The organism is Spirosoma horti (assembly GCF_054776595.1).
In genome coordinates, this window is sequence record NZ_BAAHBQ010000004.1 from 263747 (window position 1) to 283370 (window position 19624).

13 protein-coding genes are annotated in these 19624 nt (G+C 44.0%); 1 reads left to right on the forward strand and 12 read right to left on the reverse strand.

The window, feature by feature from the left end:
- Positions 1-11: 11 nt before the first annotated feature.
- The 12 genes from ACYVAM_RS12675 to ACYVAM_RS12730 form a co-directional block, all read right to left on the reverse strand.
- Positions 12-1364 carry an O-antigen polymerase gene (locus tag ACYVAM_RS12675; protein WP_461067481.1) on the reverse strand — a complete coding sequence of 451 codons (1353 nt, stop codon included), beginning with the start codon at positions 1362-1364 and terminating at the stop codon, positions 12-14.
- 55 nt (positions 1365-1419) lie between these two features.
- Complete coding sequence (locus ACYVAM_RS12680) at positions 1420-2493, reverse strand: glycosyltransferase family 4 protein (RefSeq protein WP_461067483.1); 1074 nt, start codon at positions 2491-2493, stop codon at positions 1420-1422.
- Between the two features lie 200 nt (positions 2494-2693).
- Positions 2694-3650 carry a glycosyltransferase family 2 protein gene (locus ACYVAM_RS12685; RefSeq protein WP_461067485.1) on the reverse strand — a complete coding sequence of 319 codons (957 nt, stop codon included), beginning with the start codon at positions 3648-3650 and terminating at the stop codon, positions 2694-2696.
- Between the two features lie 107 nt (positions 3651-3757).
- On the reverse strand, positions 3758-5068 hold the full coding sequence (rfbH, locus tag ACYVAM_RS12690) for a lipopolysaccharide biosynthesis protein RfbH (protein WP_461067486.1): 1311 nt from the start codon (positions 5066-5068) through the stop codon (positions 3758-3760).
- A gap of 133 nt (positions 5069-5201) precedes the next feature.
- Positions 5202-6929: a thiamine pyrophosphate-binding protein gene (locus tag ACYVAM_RS12695; protein WP_461067488.1), complete on the reverse strand. Its 1728-nt coding sequence runs from the start codon at positions 6927-6929 to the stop codon at positions 5202-5204.
- A gap of 114 nt (positions 6930-7043) precedes the next feature.
- A complete protein-coding gene (locus tag ACYVAM_RS12700; RefSeq protein WP_461067489.1) occupies positions 7044-8423 on the reverse strand; it encodes an MATE family efflux transporter in 1380 nt (459 codons plus the stop codon).
- A gap of 133 nt (positions 8424-8556) precedes the next feature.
- On the reverse strand, positions 8557-9462 hold the full coding sequence (locus ACYVAM_RS12705) for an NAD-dependent epimerase/dehydratase family protein (RefSeq protein WP_461067491.1): 906 nt from the start codon (positions 9460-9462) through the stop codon (positions 8557-8559).
- Positions 9459-10550 (reverse strand): CDP-glucose 4,6-dehydratase, encoded by a 1092-nt coding sequence (rfbG, locus tag ACYVAM_RS12710; protein ID WP_461067493.1) that lies wholly within the window; start codon positions 10548-10550, stop codon positions 9459-9461. Before rfbG ends, ACYVAM_RS12705 begins: the two co-directional genes overlap by 4 nt.
- Positions 10535-11314, reverse strand: coding sequence for a glucose-1-phosphate cytidylyltransferase (rfbF, locus tag ACYVAM_RS12715; protein WP_461067495.1), 780 nt, complete (start codon positions 11312-11314; stop codon positions 10535-10537). Before rfbF ends, rfbG begins: the two co-directional genes overlap by 16 nt.
- A 140-nt stretch (positions 11315-11454) precedes the next feature.
- The gene (locus ACYVAM_RS12720) at positions 11455-12414 is read right to left on the reverse strand and encodes a GDP-mannose 4,6-dehydratase (RefSeq protein ID WP_461067497.1); all 960 of its coding nucleotides are present in this window, start codon (positions 12412-12414) and stop codon (positions 11455-11457) included.
- A gap of 4 nt (positions 12415-12418) precedes the next feature.
- Complete coding sequence (locus tag ACYVAM_RS12725) at positions 12419-13498, reverse strand: GNVR domain-containing protein (protein WP_461067499.1); 1080 nt, start codon at positions 13496-13498, stop codon at positions 12419-12421.
- A 20-nt stretch (positions 13499-13518) separates the two neighbouring features.
- Positions 13519-15915: an SLBB domain-containing protein gene (locus ACYVAM_RS12730; protein WP_461067501.1), complete on the reverse strand. Its 2397-nt coding sequence runs from the start codon at positions 15913-15915 to the stop codon at positions 13519-13521.
- A 219-nt stretch (positions 15916-16134) separates the two neighbouring features.
- Between ACYVAM_RS12730 and secA the strand changes: the two genes are divergently transcribed.
- Positions 16135-19527 carry a preprotein translocase subunit SecA gene (gene secA, locus ACYVAM_RS12735; RefSeq protein WP_461067503.1) on the forward strand — a complete coding sequence of 1131 codons (3393 nt, stop codon included), beginning with the start codon at positions 16135-16137 and terminating at the stop codon, positions 19525-19527.
- The last annotated feature ends 97 nt before the right edge of the window (positions 19528-19624 follow it).

Below are 19624 nucleotides of genomic sequence, written 5' to 3' on the forward strand. Positions count from 1 at the left end.
TAGCAATAATTTTATTTTGAAAATTTTACCCTAGTAAAGAAGTATAAAACTGCTAGTACAAAAGAAGTTATATAGAACCCCCAGAACCCAGCAGAAACTGTAAGGTAAGATATAAAGCTTGAGTAAACCACTATGCTAGTAACTTTTATTATGTTACCTTCCTTCGCATACCTTTTCGTCAATACATCAAGGCGACGATATATATATCCCCACAAAATTCCAAATAACACAACGCCAATTATACCAAAATTTATGTACATTTCCCCAAACATGCCCATTCTCAAACCTGGATGAGTATCAATATCTAAACCCGCAGCCCTAACCGTAATCTTACCTATCCCATACAAATCCCGTATGGGAAATATCGATGATGGAATAAATGATAAAAAAGCAGCTATATAACTAAGCCCCCAATAATGTTCTCTATTCCAATAGCCTAATACCCAACTAAAATCCCTTAGATCGGAAAAGGTATTGCCATAAAATATTTCAGGTAAGAAAGAAAGCATGGCAATATCAAAATTAAATTCAATATCACTGTCTCTGCTACTGTTCCGTATGAATGAGAGACCCATTATGACAACAAGTGTAGCCATAATAAATAAAGTAACTTTATAAATAGGAATGTATCCGTTTTTATGGGTTAAAACGTATAATACTCCAAAGCTTAATCCACCCCATATTATAGGTGCTCTTACTCCTAAAAAGAAACCTAATATAATTAACAAAAAGAAAAGTACTTTATCAATTTTAAACTTGTACTGCAACACCCTAGTCGATATAATTAAAAATGTAACCTCAAAGGTCGATAATATAAAAGTGTAAATTGGCGCATACTGTTTATTTAACATAAAAAATTCCCGAGGATTTTTTAATTGGCCTGAGACAAACATTATGAATACAAACCCAATTAGTAAAGTAATATAAAATACAGCAAATGATTTTGCAATTATATTATCTTTAGCTACAGCTGAGAAGAATTTACCAAGAGTTTTAGAGAATAGTGAAATAATCACTTCTAACAAAATAACCGGTTTAAAATTATCATATATATATTTCCCTAAATATACTGCAGTAAAACCTACAATAGTAACTATATATGCTTCATTTATAGATTTTTCGATTACGGAAAGATTAACTGGACCTAAAACTGTAAAAACATTTAGAGTTGAACTATTAAATGGATACATTATTAATATTGGCACAAAAAAAACCAAAAACATATTAAAATACCAATAATTAATATATGATCCTGTTTTTCGATAATTGCCATACCAATCAATTAGAAAGTATACAATAAAGATAAAGTCTATTATTAGTAACCAAGGATCGTATCTAATTATACCGCCAAATGCTTCATCCATAGAGATATACAATGTTAATACTTAAGGAAAAGTAAAATACTTTACTGATCAAACTCTAATTCAAACTATTTATTCTATTTATAATAGTCAACAATTTCTTTGCTGATTCTGTCCAATTAAATTTAGATATTTGGTTATAGCCTTTTACGATAAGTGCACGCCTCAACGCATCGTTGTTTATAATACTCAATAAGCCACCTTGAATACTATCAATACTGTAGGGATCAACATAAATACTAGCATCACCACATACTTCGGGTAATGAGGTTGTGTTTGACACTAAGGTAGGACAGCCACAAGCCATTGCTTCCAAAGGTGGTATACCAAACCCTTCAAAGAACGAGGGATAAGCAAAAACAAGGGCTTCACGATATAGGCTTACTAATTCATCATCTGTTACATACCCTGTGAAGACAATTCGTTTATCATCCCCTACTTCCGATTTAATATCATTATTGGCAAATACCTTATATTCGGAACCAACAATTACAAGCTTGGTATCCTCTAGATTACACGCTTTAAAAGCTTTGATAAGGCCAATAAAATTTTTTCGGGGATCAATAGATGATACAGCCAATATGTATTTCCCATATGCTTTATTAGAAACTATTATAGGCGGATTCTCAAACTCTTTTGAAACACTGGGATAAACAATGTCGATTGCAGATGGCTGTATACCGAAATAGTTTACTATATCCTGTTTAGAGCTTTCACTTATTGTGACAATATGACGCGCTCGCGCGGCAGCTCTAGGGATGAAGATGTTATATAATGTAGAAAACTGTTTAGAAAACCACTCTGGATGTATATGAAAAGATAAGTCTAATATAGAGACTATGTTATTGCTATATAAAATTGGGGCTAGATTACATAGATTAACTAAAAGTGGATTACCGTTACGGCGTAATATCAACGGAAGCTCAACTTGTTCCCAGATGATTCCTTTTTTTATCCGACCAACAACTTGAACATCTAATTCTTCAGCAATAGATGGATGTAATATATTATTCGGAGCCATTAAAACGATCTCTGGCTTCAGTTTTTTCAATTCACGACACAGTTCTATAGCGAATCGCTGAGTTCCGGTCACTGGCTGTGTTAAAAAACGCGCATTTACAACTATTTCCATTTTATTATAACAATTAAAACTAAACTCTTACAGAAAGTGAATTCTGAGAATTAATGATAAAAAACTAGTAATTTTGTTTAGCTACTAGTAATGTTAAAAACCGCAACTAATTTTATTTCAAATTGGCATGAATAAGAGTTATCTAATTTAAATAAATGAATACATAACTCATACTTTTAAAGCTGATCTTAGTAAAGATGCTAAACAGGATTAACTAATTCCTTCTTGATGTATTTTAAATAAAGGTTTTGAAAAGAAGATTTATTCAGAATGGGAGCTACCATATAAGCCAAAACAAATATTATTTTCCGCTTCCAGTTTACTAGACTAACGTACCGAAATATGGTTCGTTTCGACATAGGACTGCCTTTCTGCTGCATCATAAGTGCATGTTTTACCGTTCTTCTATAAGGTAAATTAGGATAGGTCTGGTCAAAGCTTTTCTGTCTTACCTCTGGTGAGTCTATTAGGTAGAATGTGTTTATGATCGCATCCATTACCCGCAGGTATGTATACTGGTATTCTGCTTTAGCGGCAGCATTAACAACTTTATTCTTACATACATATACAAGTCTATCTTCATTATACAATTTCACATAGTAAGTCATTGCTGGAAATAAATTGACAATATTGGTATATGAAACTCTAATCTGTTCCTGAAATAATTTTGTTTTGAATATGCTTCCTGGCACAAAACTGGGTACACCAAAGTAAGCAAAGTCTTTTTTTATTAAGTTTTTAGGCGTGTCGAACAAGCCCTTTTTGGGCCAGCCAAAGACATCTGGACAGCCAACCATTACAGCATCAACTTCTTCCTTTTCTAAAACGTCGAGTATGTCGTCGCAATCGGCAAAATCATATTCATCATCATCACATAAAATCCAGGTATAGGTATTGTTACTTAGCTCAGCAGCTCGTAATACATTAGCATCGGCTCCGATATTAACTTTGTTTCTTATGTAATTTAATCTTGGAAATTTTTCTTTGTACGCTAAATAAATCTCATACGTATTATCAGTCGAACAATTATCTACTATAGTGATTGAGAACCCGGAAAAGGGACAGCCGACTAATTGATGCAACGTACTATCAAGGTGTGTTGAACGATTATAGGTGATGATAAATAATTCTAGTATTTCCGCCATCGTAGTTTCCATGCCTGGGCCTAATAAACTATTAGTCTTTAATAAATTTAAGACTAGAACAGCGCTTTCTACAATAGAACTGTTCTAGTCTTGAGACTTTCTTTATACAGCCAGGGAGTCTACTCTTTTAAAAAATTAGCTATTGTTTCAGCAATATAATTATAATGACTCTCATTTAAGCCAGGCCATACACCCAACCAAAATGACCGATTCATAATTATATCGGTGTTGGTCAAATCGCCGACTATTCTGTGTTCGATTCCCGTATAGGCTGGCTGGCGTATGAGGTTACCGGCAAATAATAGTCTAGTGCCAATTTTATTTTCTTCCAGGAACTGGGTCAATTCACTACGGCTTATTGGACTTCCTTCGCGAATAGTTAACATGAAACCAAACCAGCTTGGCTCACTGTTAGGAGTCGACTCAGGCAGAATAAAGTGCTCTTCAAATGGCTTTAAGATCTTATACAGCAATTTGTGATTTTCTCTGCGCTTCTCAACGAAGGTATCTGCTTTCTGCAACTGGCTTAAGCCAATAGCCGCCTGCATGTCCGTTACCTTTAAGTTAAACCCTATGTGCGAGTAGGTGTATTTATGATCGTACCCAAACGGCAGGTCACCCAATTGCCATTCGAATCGTTTGCGACAGGTGTTGTCCTTACCCGTCTCGCAGTAGCAATCCCGCCCCCAGTCACGGAAACTTTCGACGATCATTTTCAATCTGGGATTATTGATAAGCACCGCTCCTCCTTCACCCATAGTAATGTGGTGAGCAGGATAAAACGATACGGTGGCCAAATCGCCAAACGTACCCGTTTTACGTCCCTGATAGGTAGCGCCTAATGAGTCGCAGTCATCTTCAATGACCCAAAGGTTATACTTTTTGGCAACTGCCATTACTGTTTCCAGGTCGAACGGATTACCCAGCGAATGGGCAATCATAATCGCTTTTGTCTTCGGAGAAACCGCAGCCTCAATAAGCTCTGACTTTACGTTGTATGTTGGAATGTCGACGTCGATAAATACGGGAATGGCTCCGTACTGAATCATTGGATTTACCGTAGTCGGGAAACCAGCGGCAACGGTGATCACTTCATCACCGGGCTTAATTTGACGCTCTTTTAACGAGGGCGAAGTCAATGCATAAAATGCGCATAAGTTGGCCGAAGAGCCCGAGTTGACAAGGACAGACGATTTGGCACCGAAGTATTTGGCAAACTGGTACTCAAATTTCTTGCCGAAACGCCCGGTCGTCAGCCAGCCATCCATCACAGAATCTATTCCTAACAGAAGATCTTGTTCATCAATTACTTTGCCTGTTACAGGGATGTAATCTTTGCCAGCTATAATTTCTCTGGTCGTATTCTTTTTTAAAATAGGTAGCAGTTGTTCGAGTAGACTGCTATCGATGTTGGTGAAAGTAGATGTCATTAGCTCCGCTGGAGTAAAATAGATTAAAAGCCTTACTCGTGAAGAAAGCTGCCTGAGCCTTTGTCACTCGTTTTATTTATACGCACAAAATTAGTAACAAGATTCTGTTACTTACCAATCGTGCCTGTTCAGGTTAAGTGCTTTCCATGGCAATCGGTTCGGATTGAGGCTCCATTTCGGTTAATGGCTTCCCAAAGGCGATTTTTGGATAGGCATTTGCGTAGGGGTCTATCATCACTTGTAATAGCTTGCCTTTTATGTCGGCAGTATCATCTGAAAACCAGTTGACAGCCTCAGCGACGTCTTCTTCTTTTTCAAGGGTAACGGCCTGAAGGCCATACGCAATCGCAACCTTTTCGAAGTCGGGTGCGGTATATCCCCAAAATGTTGACTGATACCGCGAATCAAAATAACTATCCTGAAACTGTCGGATCATACCCAGATTCCGGTTATTCATGACAATAATTTTGACTGGCAGGTTGTTGCGTACAATGGTCTGAAGCTCCTGGATGTTCAATTGAATACCTCCATCACCGGCGATTACCACCACAGGCTGCGACGATGCCAGGCAAGCACCTATAGCCGCCGGTAAAGCGAAGCCCATGGCTCCCATGCCACCAGAACTAATAAAGCGTTGCGTTGCAGAAACTTCCAGCGATTGAGCCGCCCACATCTGGTGATTGCCTACGTCTGCTACCCAGGCGAAAATATCCGTTGCGTTTTTGGAAACCTCATGCATAAACACATTTGGGTTGATTCCATTTACCATCGGCAACTCGTTCGTGTCGGGCCAGGTGGCTTTCAACGCTGCAATCTCTGCGTGCCAATCGCTGTATGAATCAATCTCCCGGCCACTTGTACTCAGAAAATTGAGAGCGCCATCGAAAAAGCGGATCAAGTCATCATGAACTGTATAACAGTTTTTAACGCGGTTATTGATCTCTGCCAGTTCACAATCGACGTGGATAATTTTCTTCTGGCTAAAAAAATTAGTGTCGGCCCCTGTCTGTCTTATATCCAGTCTACTGCCAAGTACTACTAGTAAATCTGCCGAACCGATTGACATGTTGGCCCATCGGTTGCCGTAGCTTCCCAGAAATCCAACGAAGTTTTTATTATCTCTGGGTAGTACATCGACGCCCATCAATGAGCCAATAACCGGCAGGTTTGTTGCTTCGATAAACTCCTTGAATAAAGGCCATGCGCCGGACGCTCGGATGCCTCCTCCAGCTAAAACGACCGGTTTTTCAGCCGCTTTTATTAAGTCGAACAACTCTGCATAATTTACGGAATCATAGCGCTCATCCAGAACTTTGGTAACGTATGAAATGGGCTCTACGGTAATATCTGCCCGTTGAATATTCATCGGGATATCGATCAGGACGGGACCGGGACGGCCGCTTAATGCGATGGAGAATGCCTCATTGAATACGCTTTCTATCTGCGATGCGTCAGTAATTCGATAAGCTGCCTTGGTAATAGGCTCGGCCATAGAAACTATATCGGTTTCCTGAAAGCCTAGCTGTCTAATCTGCTTATCTCCTTTTTGCTCGTGGAGGTTTACCTGCCCCGTTATGAACAGGGCAGGTGAAGAGTCAAAATAACAACTTCCGATTCCTGTCAGTAAGTTTGTTGCGCCAGGCCCCGATGTGGCAAAGGCAATACCTGGTCTGCCTGTTACCCGGCCATAGGCATCAGCGGCAAAAGAGGCCGCCTGCTCATGGTGCATGCTTACGATCTTGATATCTTCATAGTTAGCGATGGAATCAAGCATATGCGTGATCATCCCTCCCGCCATCTCAAACACTACATGTATGCCTTGCTTATGGATAAATGCAGCTATATAATCGGATACTTTCATTTTCGTTTCGATTAAGTCTTAACACCATTCGCTTACAAATGCTCGAACTGGTTTATAGACGATTAACTCAATCAATAAGGTATGGGTCCCTAGAAAACATCTTTTTTTGCTAGCTCACACAGTTGCCGTATCTTCTCTCGGGATTCGATGCCACTCTCTTTTTTTGGTGACAAAAACATAATAGCCTCCTAAACCGCTAATAAGGGCCGTTAGTACGGTATAGCCCGTTACCATACCCATCACGCCAAATTGTTTGCCTAGTATCAGCGAAGAAAACATACACAGAATACCACTTAGTACTGAAATCCAGAGGAAGGGTTCTTTTTTATGGCAGCGTAGATAAGTGGCCCAGGAGAAAACGAACTGATTGATAAATACCGCTATGCACAATAGCAAAACAGGTAAAAAGGGCAAAAAGCGACCATTGAGCGGATTACTAAATAGCGTTAACCCTTGTAGTGCAAGAACAAATGTAATTAATAACACAGCATTAATTGCAGCTAACTGAGCAACTGTCTTATTAAATATCGTGTCTAAAAGGGTATACTCTTTTCGGGCGACAAGAGATGAGAACAAAGTAACTTTGGTATTAATCCAGCTCATCGACACAGACGAAACGCCGTTCAGAGCAGCAAGTGTTATGCCCATTTGACCGGCCACGATAGGACCTTCTGTTGCAAAAAGGATCGGATTGAATAACTGAAAAATTAAATACCCACTTATCCAACTGAGTGCAATTTTATAATGATAGGGGAAAATCTCTTTTCGATAAGAGATTTTCCAGGCGCCTGCCTGCCGAAATATGTTGGTCAATAATGTCTTGTTAGCCGAAAAGAAAATACTGCCCGCTAACAGAATAAAGGAGGCTAAGCTTGCGATGCCCTGCGCATATAAACCACCTTTGACGCTAAAAACGATAGCCACAATAAATAAGGTAAGAAGTTGCTGTTTCATCCGCAATTGAGCCACTTCTTTCACTTGCCCCAACCCTTCCAGAAAAGACAATAGCGGATTTATGGTCAACATCAGTGCTGTTGACAAACACATGATACCCCAGGGCAATTGCCAACTCACTGTCGATGAACCAGTCTTATAGGTCGAAAAGAAAACTAGGCCACCAGTCAATAAGAGAACGAAAAGCAAAGCCGACAGTATACCAAATACTTTCAGACAAAGCATAAGAATTGAGGAGATACGCGATAACTTTTCGGGCGGGCCAGTTAGTTCCGTAGCTGATACCCACTGTAAATCAACCGCTTCGTGAGCTACGTATTGGGTAATGATGGAAGTAAGGCCTAATTCAAAAAATACCTGTATGGCTATTACACTACCGAAGGTATAATAGTATCCCTGTTCCTCCTTCGTCAAAAACAACGATATTAAGCCAACAACGATAAGACCACCTCCTGCCTGAAGAACTCTGGCGAGAATAGTATAGAAAATGGATAAATCTATACCTAAGAGCTCTTTGAATGTTAAGACTAAGGCTTTCAAAAATTAGTTAGAAAATAAAGTGAATATCAAATCTATCGCCAGTCCGTTCTTTCTGTATCTGTAAATTAGACTTTTGCGCTTACTAAAATAGCCGCCATAATTCTTATCGTCGGCGGAAAGATGTTAAACCGGCTTATGCGCCAACATTAACTAGTCGGTTAATACCCTGTTCAAGGGTAATGTTAGGTGTCCATCCGGCCAGTTGCTGGATTTTCGAGATGTCCGCTTCAAGGTGCATCACCTGATCATGCTTATAAGGTACGGCGCCATAATCTACGTTTACAGAAGACTTGAGCGCATCTTTAATCCGCTCAACAACAGATTTTAACGTTATCGCCTGGCCACTGCCAATATTATAGATACCGGTCAGCTCTTTATATAGAACGCTCAAGATGGCTCGTGCAGCATCATCCACATATAAATAGTCCCAGAGTTGTTCACATGCGGTTAATTTAGGAGCGCTCCCATGTCGGATTTCGGAAATGATATAGGGAATGAACCAGGTAGGCTCATCACCCACTCCGTATGTAGAAAATATTCGAATCCAGCTCCCCTTTATCTCCAGACTTTCGGCCAGCCCGAGCGATGCCCAGCAGGCAGCTAATTTAGCTTTCCCATATAAGGTGGTTGGGTTGGTGGGAGCAGTTTCAGCAACTTTGCAATTTGGGTTTCCATATTCTGCCTGAGAGCCAATACCAATCCAGTGTTGGCATCCAATTGCGTTTGCCAACTCTACAGCGTGTATTGTGAGCGGCAGGTTCTCTGTGATTTGAAACGCTTCGTTTCGATCTTTTCCACCCACTCCCTTCCAGGCAAGATGAATGAAGGCATCGGGTTTGTGTGGCGCTAAGGTATCGATGAGTTCTTGTTTACGTAAATCCTCGTAGTAGATGGTTCGGTAACCGGATAAAGATGCTATCCGGTCTTGCTTCGAGTCTTTGCGCGCTAACACAATAGCTTCATTACCATCTTTTACCAGTTGCTTTAAAACAGCGGATCCGATAAAGCCAGATGCCCCTGTGAGCACAATTTTTCTCATAGCTGCATGTATTCCCTGATTTGGTTTCCCGTAAATTCCGAGATCGTTTCCCGATTCTCCGAAGATCGTTTAAACCAATCCAGCGTCATTTGTATGGCTTTGTGCGAATTATATTTAGGCTTCCAGCCCAGCTCATTAGTCGTCTTACTGATATCGAGCTTCAGCAGACCGGCCTCATGAGGCTGATTAGTGCCCGTTAACACCGTATAGTCACCCGTACCCCAAACACGGATAGCCGTTTCGACCAGCGTCTGTACGTTCAAACAATCTTCCATATGGGGCCCAAAATTCCACGCTCCAGTGTACGTGGAAGGTTCTACTGTAGCCTTAGCGCCCAGTAATAAATAACCACTAATAGGCTCAAGAACGTGTTGCCAGGGCCGAATGGCATTGGGATTCCGAACAGGTATAGACACACCGCTCTGCAACGCCCTGACTATGTCAGGAATAATACGATCCTGTGACCAATCGCCACCGCCAATTACATTACCCGCCCGTGCCGATACGATCACTTTCCGGTGTTCCTGGTATTTATCGAGGTTGAAGAAAGAACTGCGATAGGATGAAATAACCAGCTCTGCCGTGGCTTTGCTGGCGCTGTAGGGATCATAGCCGCCTAAACGATCATTCTCCCGATAAGGATAATGCCATTCCTTGTTCTCATACACTTTATCAGTCGTTATCAACACCACGGTGCATGGCTTCTGTAGATGCTGTACGGCATCCAACACATAAACCGTTCCCAGCGTATTCACTTCAAATGTTTCAGCGGGAATCTCATAGGAACGCCTAACCAGTGGTTGTGCTGCTAAATGAAAAATGAAATCAGGCTGAAAAGCCAGAATTTCCTCTCTTACCCGTTTCTGATCGCGTATATCAGCAATAACGGATTGACAAAGAGCATCGCCATTAATATCATTATAAAGCCCTTCTTCAGGAGCTTGTAGGGCATACCCTTTTACAATAGCACCGAGCGAATGTAACCAGCATAGCATCCAGGAGCCTTTGAAACCGGTATGCCCGGTTAAAAAAACCCGCTTATTTTGATAGGCAGCTCTATACTGTTCCTGCATTACCACACTCTCCATAAGGCTTGATCGCTATTCCACAGTTCTTCCAGTTCTATCTTATCCCTCATGGCGTCCATGCATTTCCAGAAGCCATCGTGTTTATAAGCGGCCAGTTGATTTTGCCGGGCAATATCGATCAGGGGTTTTTTCTCCCATTGTATGGAATCCATGTCACCCTGCAGAAAGTTGAATATGCCCCGGTTCAGTACAAAAAAACCACCGTTGATCCAATTGCCATCCCCATGAGGTTTTTCCTCAAAGTGCAGTACAGACCCATCACCATCCGTTTCAATATTTCCAAATCGGCCGGGCGGTTGAATGGATGTTAATGTCGCGAGCTTCCCATGCTTTTTATGGAAATCGACAAGATCCTGGATGTTGACGTTGGCAACGCCATCGCCATACGTTAACATAAATGTCTCATCATTACCCAGGTAGGGCTCAATTCGCTTAATTCGACCAGCCGTGTTGGTCTCTACGCCCGTATCGACCAGCGTCACTTTGAACGATTCTGCCGTAGAATAGTGAACGTCGAGCTTGTTGTTATGAAGTTCTACAGTAATATCTGAATTATATAGAAAGTAATTGATAAAGTATTCTTTAATCATATGCCCTTTATACCCCAGGCAGATGATGAACTCATCGAATCCATAATAAGCATATATCTTCATTATGTGCCAAAGCATCGGCTTGCCGCCTATTTCTACCATTGGCTTTGGCTTAATGATCGTTTCTTCGCTAAGTCGGGTACCTAACCCCCCGGCAAGAATGACTACTTTCATTTAGAAAATTGAAATGAATGAAATTGATATAGACCACACTCATACCTGTATTAATAGCTTCTCAGAAAAGCCATAAGCAGCTATGTTGTGTTAGAGCACTGTCAGCAAGTGAGTGCTTTTCGCGTTTAGTCAAAAACTAATTATCGATGCTTTCCGTACTCCTTCACCATTAAGCGGCCCACTTCTTCCATATTGTGTTGAGCCACCCAACCTAACTTTTCACGTGCTTTAGCCGGACTGGCATGGCCTTCGGCAATGTCGGTAGGACGAAAAAACGAAGCATCCGTCCTAACATGTTCCTCCCAGTTCAAACCAACAGCATCAAATACAACCCGGATAAAGTCACGAAGCTGGTATGTTTGCCCGGTAGCAATGACAAAGTCGTCAGCCTGCTCTTGCTGGAGCATTAGCCACATGGCCTCTACATAATCCGGTGCCCAACCCCAGTCACGAGCAATATCGATGTTTCCTAACGTTAAGGTCTCTTTGCTACCGTTTGCAATTCGACAGGCTGAGGCCACAATTTTTTGGGTTACAAACCGCTCAGGTCGTAAAGGCGACTCGTGATTGAAAAGAATACCTGTACTGGCGTGGAGCTGATAGGCTTCTCTGTAATTTGCAACTTGCCAAAAGGCGGCTGCTTTTGCTACTCCATAAGGACTACGTGGCCGAAAGGGTGTCTCCTCATTGGCGGCCTGACTACCGGTATCACCAAAGCATTCGCTGGAACCGGCATTGTAAAACTTGGTTGGCAGATTACTGAAACGAATAGCTTCTAACAAGTTCAGCGTACCCACACTAATACTCTCTAGCGTTTCCACGGGCTGTTCAAACGATAAGCCAACCGAGCTTTGACCAGCCAGATTATAGATCTCATCTGGCTTTGTACGTTGTAAAGTCTGTAGAACAGAGCGAAAATCGCTTATACTTATTGACACGGTTTCTACATCCTGACGAATATTTAGCTTCTTTAAACTGCTAAATGACGACATCTGGGCATCTCTGGAACCGCCAAAAACCTTGTATCCTTTCTTTAGTAAAATTTCAGCTAAATAGGCCCCATCCTGCCCTGATACGCCACATATTAGTGCTGTTTTCACAAAGTTATTTTTTTGAGTTTACTACAAATTGACGTACTCCTTGGGCAAATAGACCCAAGAAAAGACCAGCAACCGTGAAACCTACGATTATTAATGTTCGTTTGGGGCCACTTTTCCGCAAAGGGATCAGCGCTGGCTCCAATACCTTAAAAACCGGTGACTCTTCAGATACTTTGATCTTTGCCTGTTCGAGCTGCTTGGAAAGTTCGCTATATAGGTTCTGGGTAAGCACAAAATCTGCCTGCAGCCGTTGCTCCTCTAGTTTAGCCGTCTCCAAAAACAAACTTCGGTTACGATCTCGGTAACTGGATAGCGCATACTCCGCCCGCTGATACCTACTTTTTGCATCATCTACTTGATGAGTTAAAAAACGAACCTGATTTCTGGATTTCTCGGTTCGGTAACTGATAATGTAATTCGTCAGGTATTCTAAAGATTTACGGGCTACGGTGGCCGCAACCACAGCATCGGGCATTGTAGCGCTTACGGTAATAATTCCCGACTTTTTATCGTAAGTAGCCGCTACAGCACTGTGTACTTGCTTGATGAGCTCTTCCTGCTTTTTAGTAATCTGTAAAGTCCTGCTCCGATTTTTAGGGTCTGGTACTGGTGTTTCATCCCCATCGCCAGAGCCCAGAATTCCCCCAAGCCACGATTGACTTTGCTGCTCCTCGATAAAGGTTTGTAACGACGTTTCCTTTTTAAACAGCTGAGAATAAACAGGCTCTTTTAAAAGTTGAAGAGCGAACGGGACACTCTTTATCACATCTGGATAAATATCCGGCCGAATAGCATCTGTATTACCACCTGCCACACTACCAATATCGATTCCCGCTAAACCAGCCAGTGATCCCAAGCCACCTAATCCACCAGCTTTAGGCTGAATTTCGGGCATCACCGTTACCTGCGAACTATATAAATTTGGCTTCGAAAACGCATACAGCGCACCCAGAGCCATAAAAATCAGGCCAACCAGTACAACAGTGTTTCGGCTTCTTTTTAAAAAGGCAACGATATCGCTTAGCCGAATCTCTATTTCATCATCGTCTATTTTTTCTTCTTTTTTAGCCTCCGTAACTGACATAAGTATAACAAAAGGAATAGTTAACGAAGTATAACGTTAATGAGCGCAATAGAGACTGTCGCCAGTAAGGATAAAATACCGATTCGTTCTGCTGAACTTAATCGATTAGAATCAATAGGCTTGAAGGGAACGACTATCGTCGACCCTGGTTCAACGTGGGGGCGGGATGTAAAGAACAAGAAATGATGGGTTCGGTCCTTACGCCCGTTTGGGTAGTTCACGTAAGCTTTACTCTGTCGTGCATTGTCCGTAAACCCTCCCGCTTCGCTGATGTAATCGTTAAATGAATAATCCGCTTTGTAACTGACTGATGCCGGGTTTAGGACAGCACCCTGCACGGTGATAATTTCGGAGCGCCGGGGAATAAATAATGTATCTTCATCCTGAAGCAACAGGTTTTCTTCACCGCCTGGATCGGCGATGAGATTGCGTAAGTCATTCCCAATCAACTGGCCTTTTCGCTTAAATTGAGCTCCGGCCAGGTAGGCCTCCGGTTTTAGTCCGCCCGCTCGCTGAATGACATCACCAATACGTTCCTGACGGTTGTAAATAACATAGTTACCCGGTTGCATTACCTCCCCAGATACATTCACCTGCCGTTGTGCCTCGTAATTGATTGAGGTACGAACGTAAACAATATCGAATGGCTGGAGTCTAAATGAAGTATTATCCGAATTGCCTTCCATGGCCGTAATTTTCAAATTGCGGTCTATTGAAAAACGATGTATTTCCTGCGTTGTTGTACGTACTCCAACGGAGTCCTGACGAATTCGACGGGCTACTTCGATCAGGTTAGGCTTGGCGCCTTCCTGAAAGCCCCCGGCATGGGCAATAAGATCCGCTACGCTCATGTTAGCCACAAATTCAACTGTGTCGGGGTGGTTTACAGCGCCTTCGATGGTGACATAGTATTCTTCACGGAGATCACGAATCGATAGTACGGTTAGACTGTCCTGACTCTGTAAGGGTATATCCGCTATTTCGCCCCGCATTAATCTGCCCAGGTCAAAGGACACATTCTCCCGATCCATGTCGGCACGCTCGCGAATAATGGTTGCCCGGTTGGTGAAGGCATCTTTCCGAAGACCTTCAGCCCGCGTAATTAATTGCTTCACCGTTTCTAAACCGGGTTCGAGCGAATAATCGCCGGGCCGCATAACAGCACCCGCTATCTGAATCCGGTTTTCATACCGTTCCAAAATCTTACCAACGTTGTATTTATCGCCAGCTTTAGGTACGAACGCAGCGATTTGTTCTTCAGTGATGGAAATAATGCGACGTTCCCGGGCCGTATTGCGCCGTAACGTGATAGACGCCCGGTACGCATCGTCACCAAACCCACCAGCAAAACTCAGCACCGTTTTCAGCGTTTCGCCGGGTAGTACTTCAAAGATAGCGGGTCGGCGCACTTGCCCATTTAGCTCAACGTGAGTCTCGTAATCGGCTACGCGAATTACGTCCTGATCCCGTAAGGGTATGTTATCCCGCTGGTCAGCGCGAAGAATGAAATCGTACAGATCAAGGGTTCTGACGACGCGGTTACCTCGAATAACCTGAATTTTCCGAAAAGATCCTGTTTCAGGATTAGGTCCACCTGCCAGATATAGCGCATTTAAAACAGAACCCAGCGACGAGATTGTATATGTACCTGGCCGAACGACCTCACCAACCAGAATAACCCGGATACTCCGAATATTCGTCAAGCTTACGTTAGCGCTGGTGCCGCTGCCTGCTTTTCCCAATCCCTGGTAACCGCCCTGCCGTAATCGGGCAATGATGCGTTGCTCTGCCTGTTCAATCGTCAACCCACTGACGAAAATAGGTGCCAGGTCAGGCACTTTTACGGTGCCATCCGGACTAACTTTTAAGTCAAAAGCCCCCGTTGAAGCGCCCGAAATATCGATCTTAATTTCATCATCTGGACCCACTACATAGTTACGGGGCGTAGCGATGCGTAGGTTTGGCTCAAATGACATTTTGGCATTTTCGAACAAGGAGGCTCCAAACACCTTAAGCTTGCGACTGGTATCCCGGCGCATCGTGTCAGGAGATAACGAATCGTTGCGCATGGAAAGATCTGAGGGGAACGATCTGCCTTTGAAGCTTTCGGGCGGAAGGTTGTTCTGAGGTAATGAAGTTAGTGTACGAATCTGGGCGATGCGCTTCCGCATCTTTGCAATGTCATCGAGGGTATAGCCCTGCGACATAGCGGCCTGCTCAATCTGAACCTCACTAAGCCCACTCGCCTGCGCTTTCCTGTAAAAGTTTTGTACGTCTTCGTCGCTCAGCTGGTCAACCCGGGAACGGGGTCGTTGAGCAATAGCCTGGTATGACCCTGTCAGTAAAAATAACAGGAAAACAACGTGACAGGGGCGAATGCGATGGGTAAAGCGTGACAATTTGTCCTTAAGAAACATAAACAATGGCTATTGGGCCAAAATTTGAACTGCAAAAGTAATGGATTCTCATCAAAACACCACTTCCTTAGGATAAGGAGTGGCTATCCATGAGCCTCTTAGGTTGTAGTCCCGCTGTAATGCACTAAATTTGTAGAAAAAAGTCGGTTGGTCAGTCAACAGGGACCACTCCTGTTGACCTGTACTATAGACCATTGACGACCAATTATTAACGATACGATGATTAATCTCATAGCTAAATTTTTCGGAACCAAATCGCAACGGGATATAAAGGAACTGCTTCCTTATGTTGAGAAGGTAAATGCTGAATTTGCTCAGTTAAAAGAACTTTCTAACGACGAGCTACGTCGCGTTTCGGCCGAACTTAAAGCGCATATTGCTCAGGAACTGGGCGATATCGATGCCCAATTGGCTGAACTAAACGACCTTGGCAGCCAGACAGAGGTAGACGTTAACGAGAAGGAACGGATTTTCAACCAGATCGATAAACTCGAAGCAGATCGGAACACCGAACTGGAGCGGGTCTTGCTGGATATTTTACCCCGCGCCTTTGCCGTCGTGAAAGAAACGGCCCGTCGCTTTGCCGAAAACGAGCAGCTTACCGTGACAGCTACCGATTTTGACCATGAGATCGCTTCCCGCAAAAAAAATGTTGTTATCGACGGTGATCAAGCTCATTGGGCCAATACCTGGGATGCTGCCGGATCGCCCATCAAATGGGATATGGTGCATTACAACGTTCAGATTATCGGGGGCGTTGTGCTTCACCAGGGTAAAATTGCGGAGATGGCAACGGGCGAAGGAAAGACGCTTGTGGCTACGTTCCCAGCCTTCCTGAACGGGTTAGCCGGTCGGGGCGTGCACATTGTCACGGTCAACGATTACCTGGCCAAGCGTGACTCCGAGTGGATGGCGCCCTTGTTTGAGTTTCATGGCATGCGGGTAGACTGCATCGATAAGCACCAGCCAAACTCGGAGCAGCGTAAGCTGGCTTACCTGGCTGATATTACGTACGGAACCAATAATGAATTTGGCTTCGATTACCTGCGCGACAATATGGCCCGCGAAACGGGTGAACTTGTGCAGCGTAAACACCATTACGCCATGGTCGATGAGGTTGACTCCGTTCTGATCGATGATGCCCGGACACCGCTTATTATCAGTGGCCCGGTGCCCCGTGGTGATGAGCAGGATTATATTGAACTGAAGCCTCGTGTATCGCGTCTGGTCGAAGCGCAGCGTAAATTAGTCTACGACTTCCTGAACGATGCCAAGAAGAAGATTGCGGCAGGCGATGAGAAAGAAGGGGGCTTATCGTTGTTCAGAGCCTATCGTGGCTTACCAAAACACAAACCGCTCATTAAATTTTTGAGCGAAACAGGGAACAAAGCCCTGCTGCAAAAAACAGAGTCGATCTACCTGGCCGAAAACCAGAAGCTGATGCCGGAAGCCGATGCTCCTTTGTATTTTACCATCGACGAGCGGCATAACGGTATCGACCTGACCGAGAAAGGCATCGATTACATTACCGGATCGGGCGAAGATCCAAATTTCTTTATCCTGCCTGATCTGTCCATCGACTTGAATACTATCGATAAAGACAGCGAGTTCTCGGAACAGGAGAAAATTCTGCATAAAGAAGCTGTCGTTCGTGACTACGCGGTCAAAACGCAGCGTATTAACACGGTAAACCAATTATTGAAGGCCTATTGTTTGTTCGAGAAAGACACCGAGTACGTTATCATGGACGGGAAGGTGAAAATCGTTGATGAACAAACAGGGCGGATCATGGAAGGTCGCCGGTGGTCGGATGGATTGCACCAGGCGGTTGAAGCGAAGGAAAATGTGAAGGTTGAAGACGCCACGCAGACCTACGCAACGGTTACGCTCCAGAACTACTTCCGCATGTACCACAAACGGGCGGGTATGACGGGTACGGCTGAAACAGAAGCCTCTGAATTCTGGCAGATCTACAAAATGGACGTCGTCGTTATTCCAACGAACCGGGCCATTAGCCGGGCTGATGAAGAAGACAAAGTCTATCGCTCGGTACGTGAGAAGTACAACGCCGTAGTGGATGAAATTGCCAGTCTGGTTGAAAAGGGCCGTCCCGTACTCGTTGGTACAACGTCAGTCGAGAACTCCGAGCTATTAAGCCGGTTCCTGACCATTCGTAAGATTCAGCACCAGGTTTTGAACGCTAAATACCATCAGCGCGAAGCCGAAATTGTAGCCACAGCTGGTTTTCCTGGCACGGTTACCATTGCTACCAACATGGCCGGTCGTGGTACGGATATTAAACTGACGCCCGAATCGAAGGCAGCCGGTGGGCTGGCCATTATCGGTACAGAACGCCACGAGTCGCGCCGGGTCGACCGGCAGTTACGCGGACGGGCGGGCCGTCAGGGCGATCCGGGTACGTCGCAGTTTTTTGTTTCGCTCGAAGACAGCCTCATGCGCTTATTCGGGTCGGAGCGGATTGCTAAGGTGATGGACCGGATGGGTCTGGAAGAAGGCGAAGTCATCCAGCATTCCATGATCACCAAGTCGATCGAGCGGGCACAGAAGAAAGTCGAAGAAAACAACTTCGGCATTCGGAAGCGGTTGCTGGAATATGACGACGTGATGAACTATCAACGTGAGGCCATCTATAAGCGCCGTCGGAATGCCCTGTTTGGGGATCGTTTACCACTCGACATTGCTAATACGATGTACGACGTAGTGGAAGAAACCGTAAACAACGCCGAGGGTAATTACGAGGAAATAAAACTCCAGTTATTGACCACGCTTGGCCTTTCTCCCGCCTTGAGTGCCGATGAGTTTAACCGCCTGAAAAAGCCAGATCAAATTCGTCGACTGTATGATGAGGCCGAAGCAAATTATCAGGCCAAGAATCAGGCCATTGCCGAAAAAGCCCTGCCTGTTCTGACACAGGTATTGGCGGATCAGGGTCATCAGATCAAAAATATCGTGGTGCCATTCTCGGACGGTATGCATGAGCTGACGGTTGTTTCTGATTTACGGAAAGCTGTTGAATCGGGCGCTCGCGACATCGTGACCGAAATGGAGAAAGCCGTAACGCTGTCGGTGATCGACCAGGAGTGGAAGGAACACCTTCGCGAAATGGATGACCTGAAACAGTCGGTACAGAACGCCGTTTTTGAGCAGAAAGACCCATTGCTCGTCTATAAATTCGAGTCGGTCGAGTTGTTCAAACGCTTCCTGAACAAAGTTAATTTCGACACCATCAGCTTTCTGACTAAAGCCGACATTCCGGCGCAAGACGCAGAAGAAGTCCAGCAGGAGATCCGTCAGGCGCCGGCGCAGCAACGTCCGCAGCCGCAGCCACAACTCCATACGAACATGGAGGATTTTGACGATGATCATCTGGCTACGGGTCCCGAAGAATACGCCCGACGAATGGCCGAAAACGATGCTATGGGCGCTGGAGCACCACCGATGCCTCCTCGCCAGGCACCTTTGCGCGTCGCCAAGCTAGACCGCAATGCCCGTGTCAATGTTCAGTATGTCGACGGCTCCGTCAAGCGGGATGTCAAGTTCAAAACCGTTGAGAATGATGTTGTCAGTGGCAAAGCCATGTTGATCGACTAAAGGTTTAGCAATACATGATTGGACGCCCCCTGAATGGTCATTCAGGGGGCGTTTTTGTCGATAAGGTATTTCGTTTTATATCCTGATAACCAAGTCG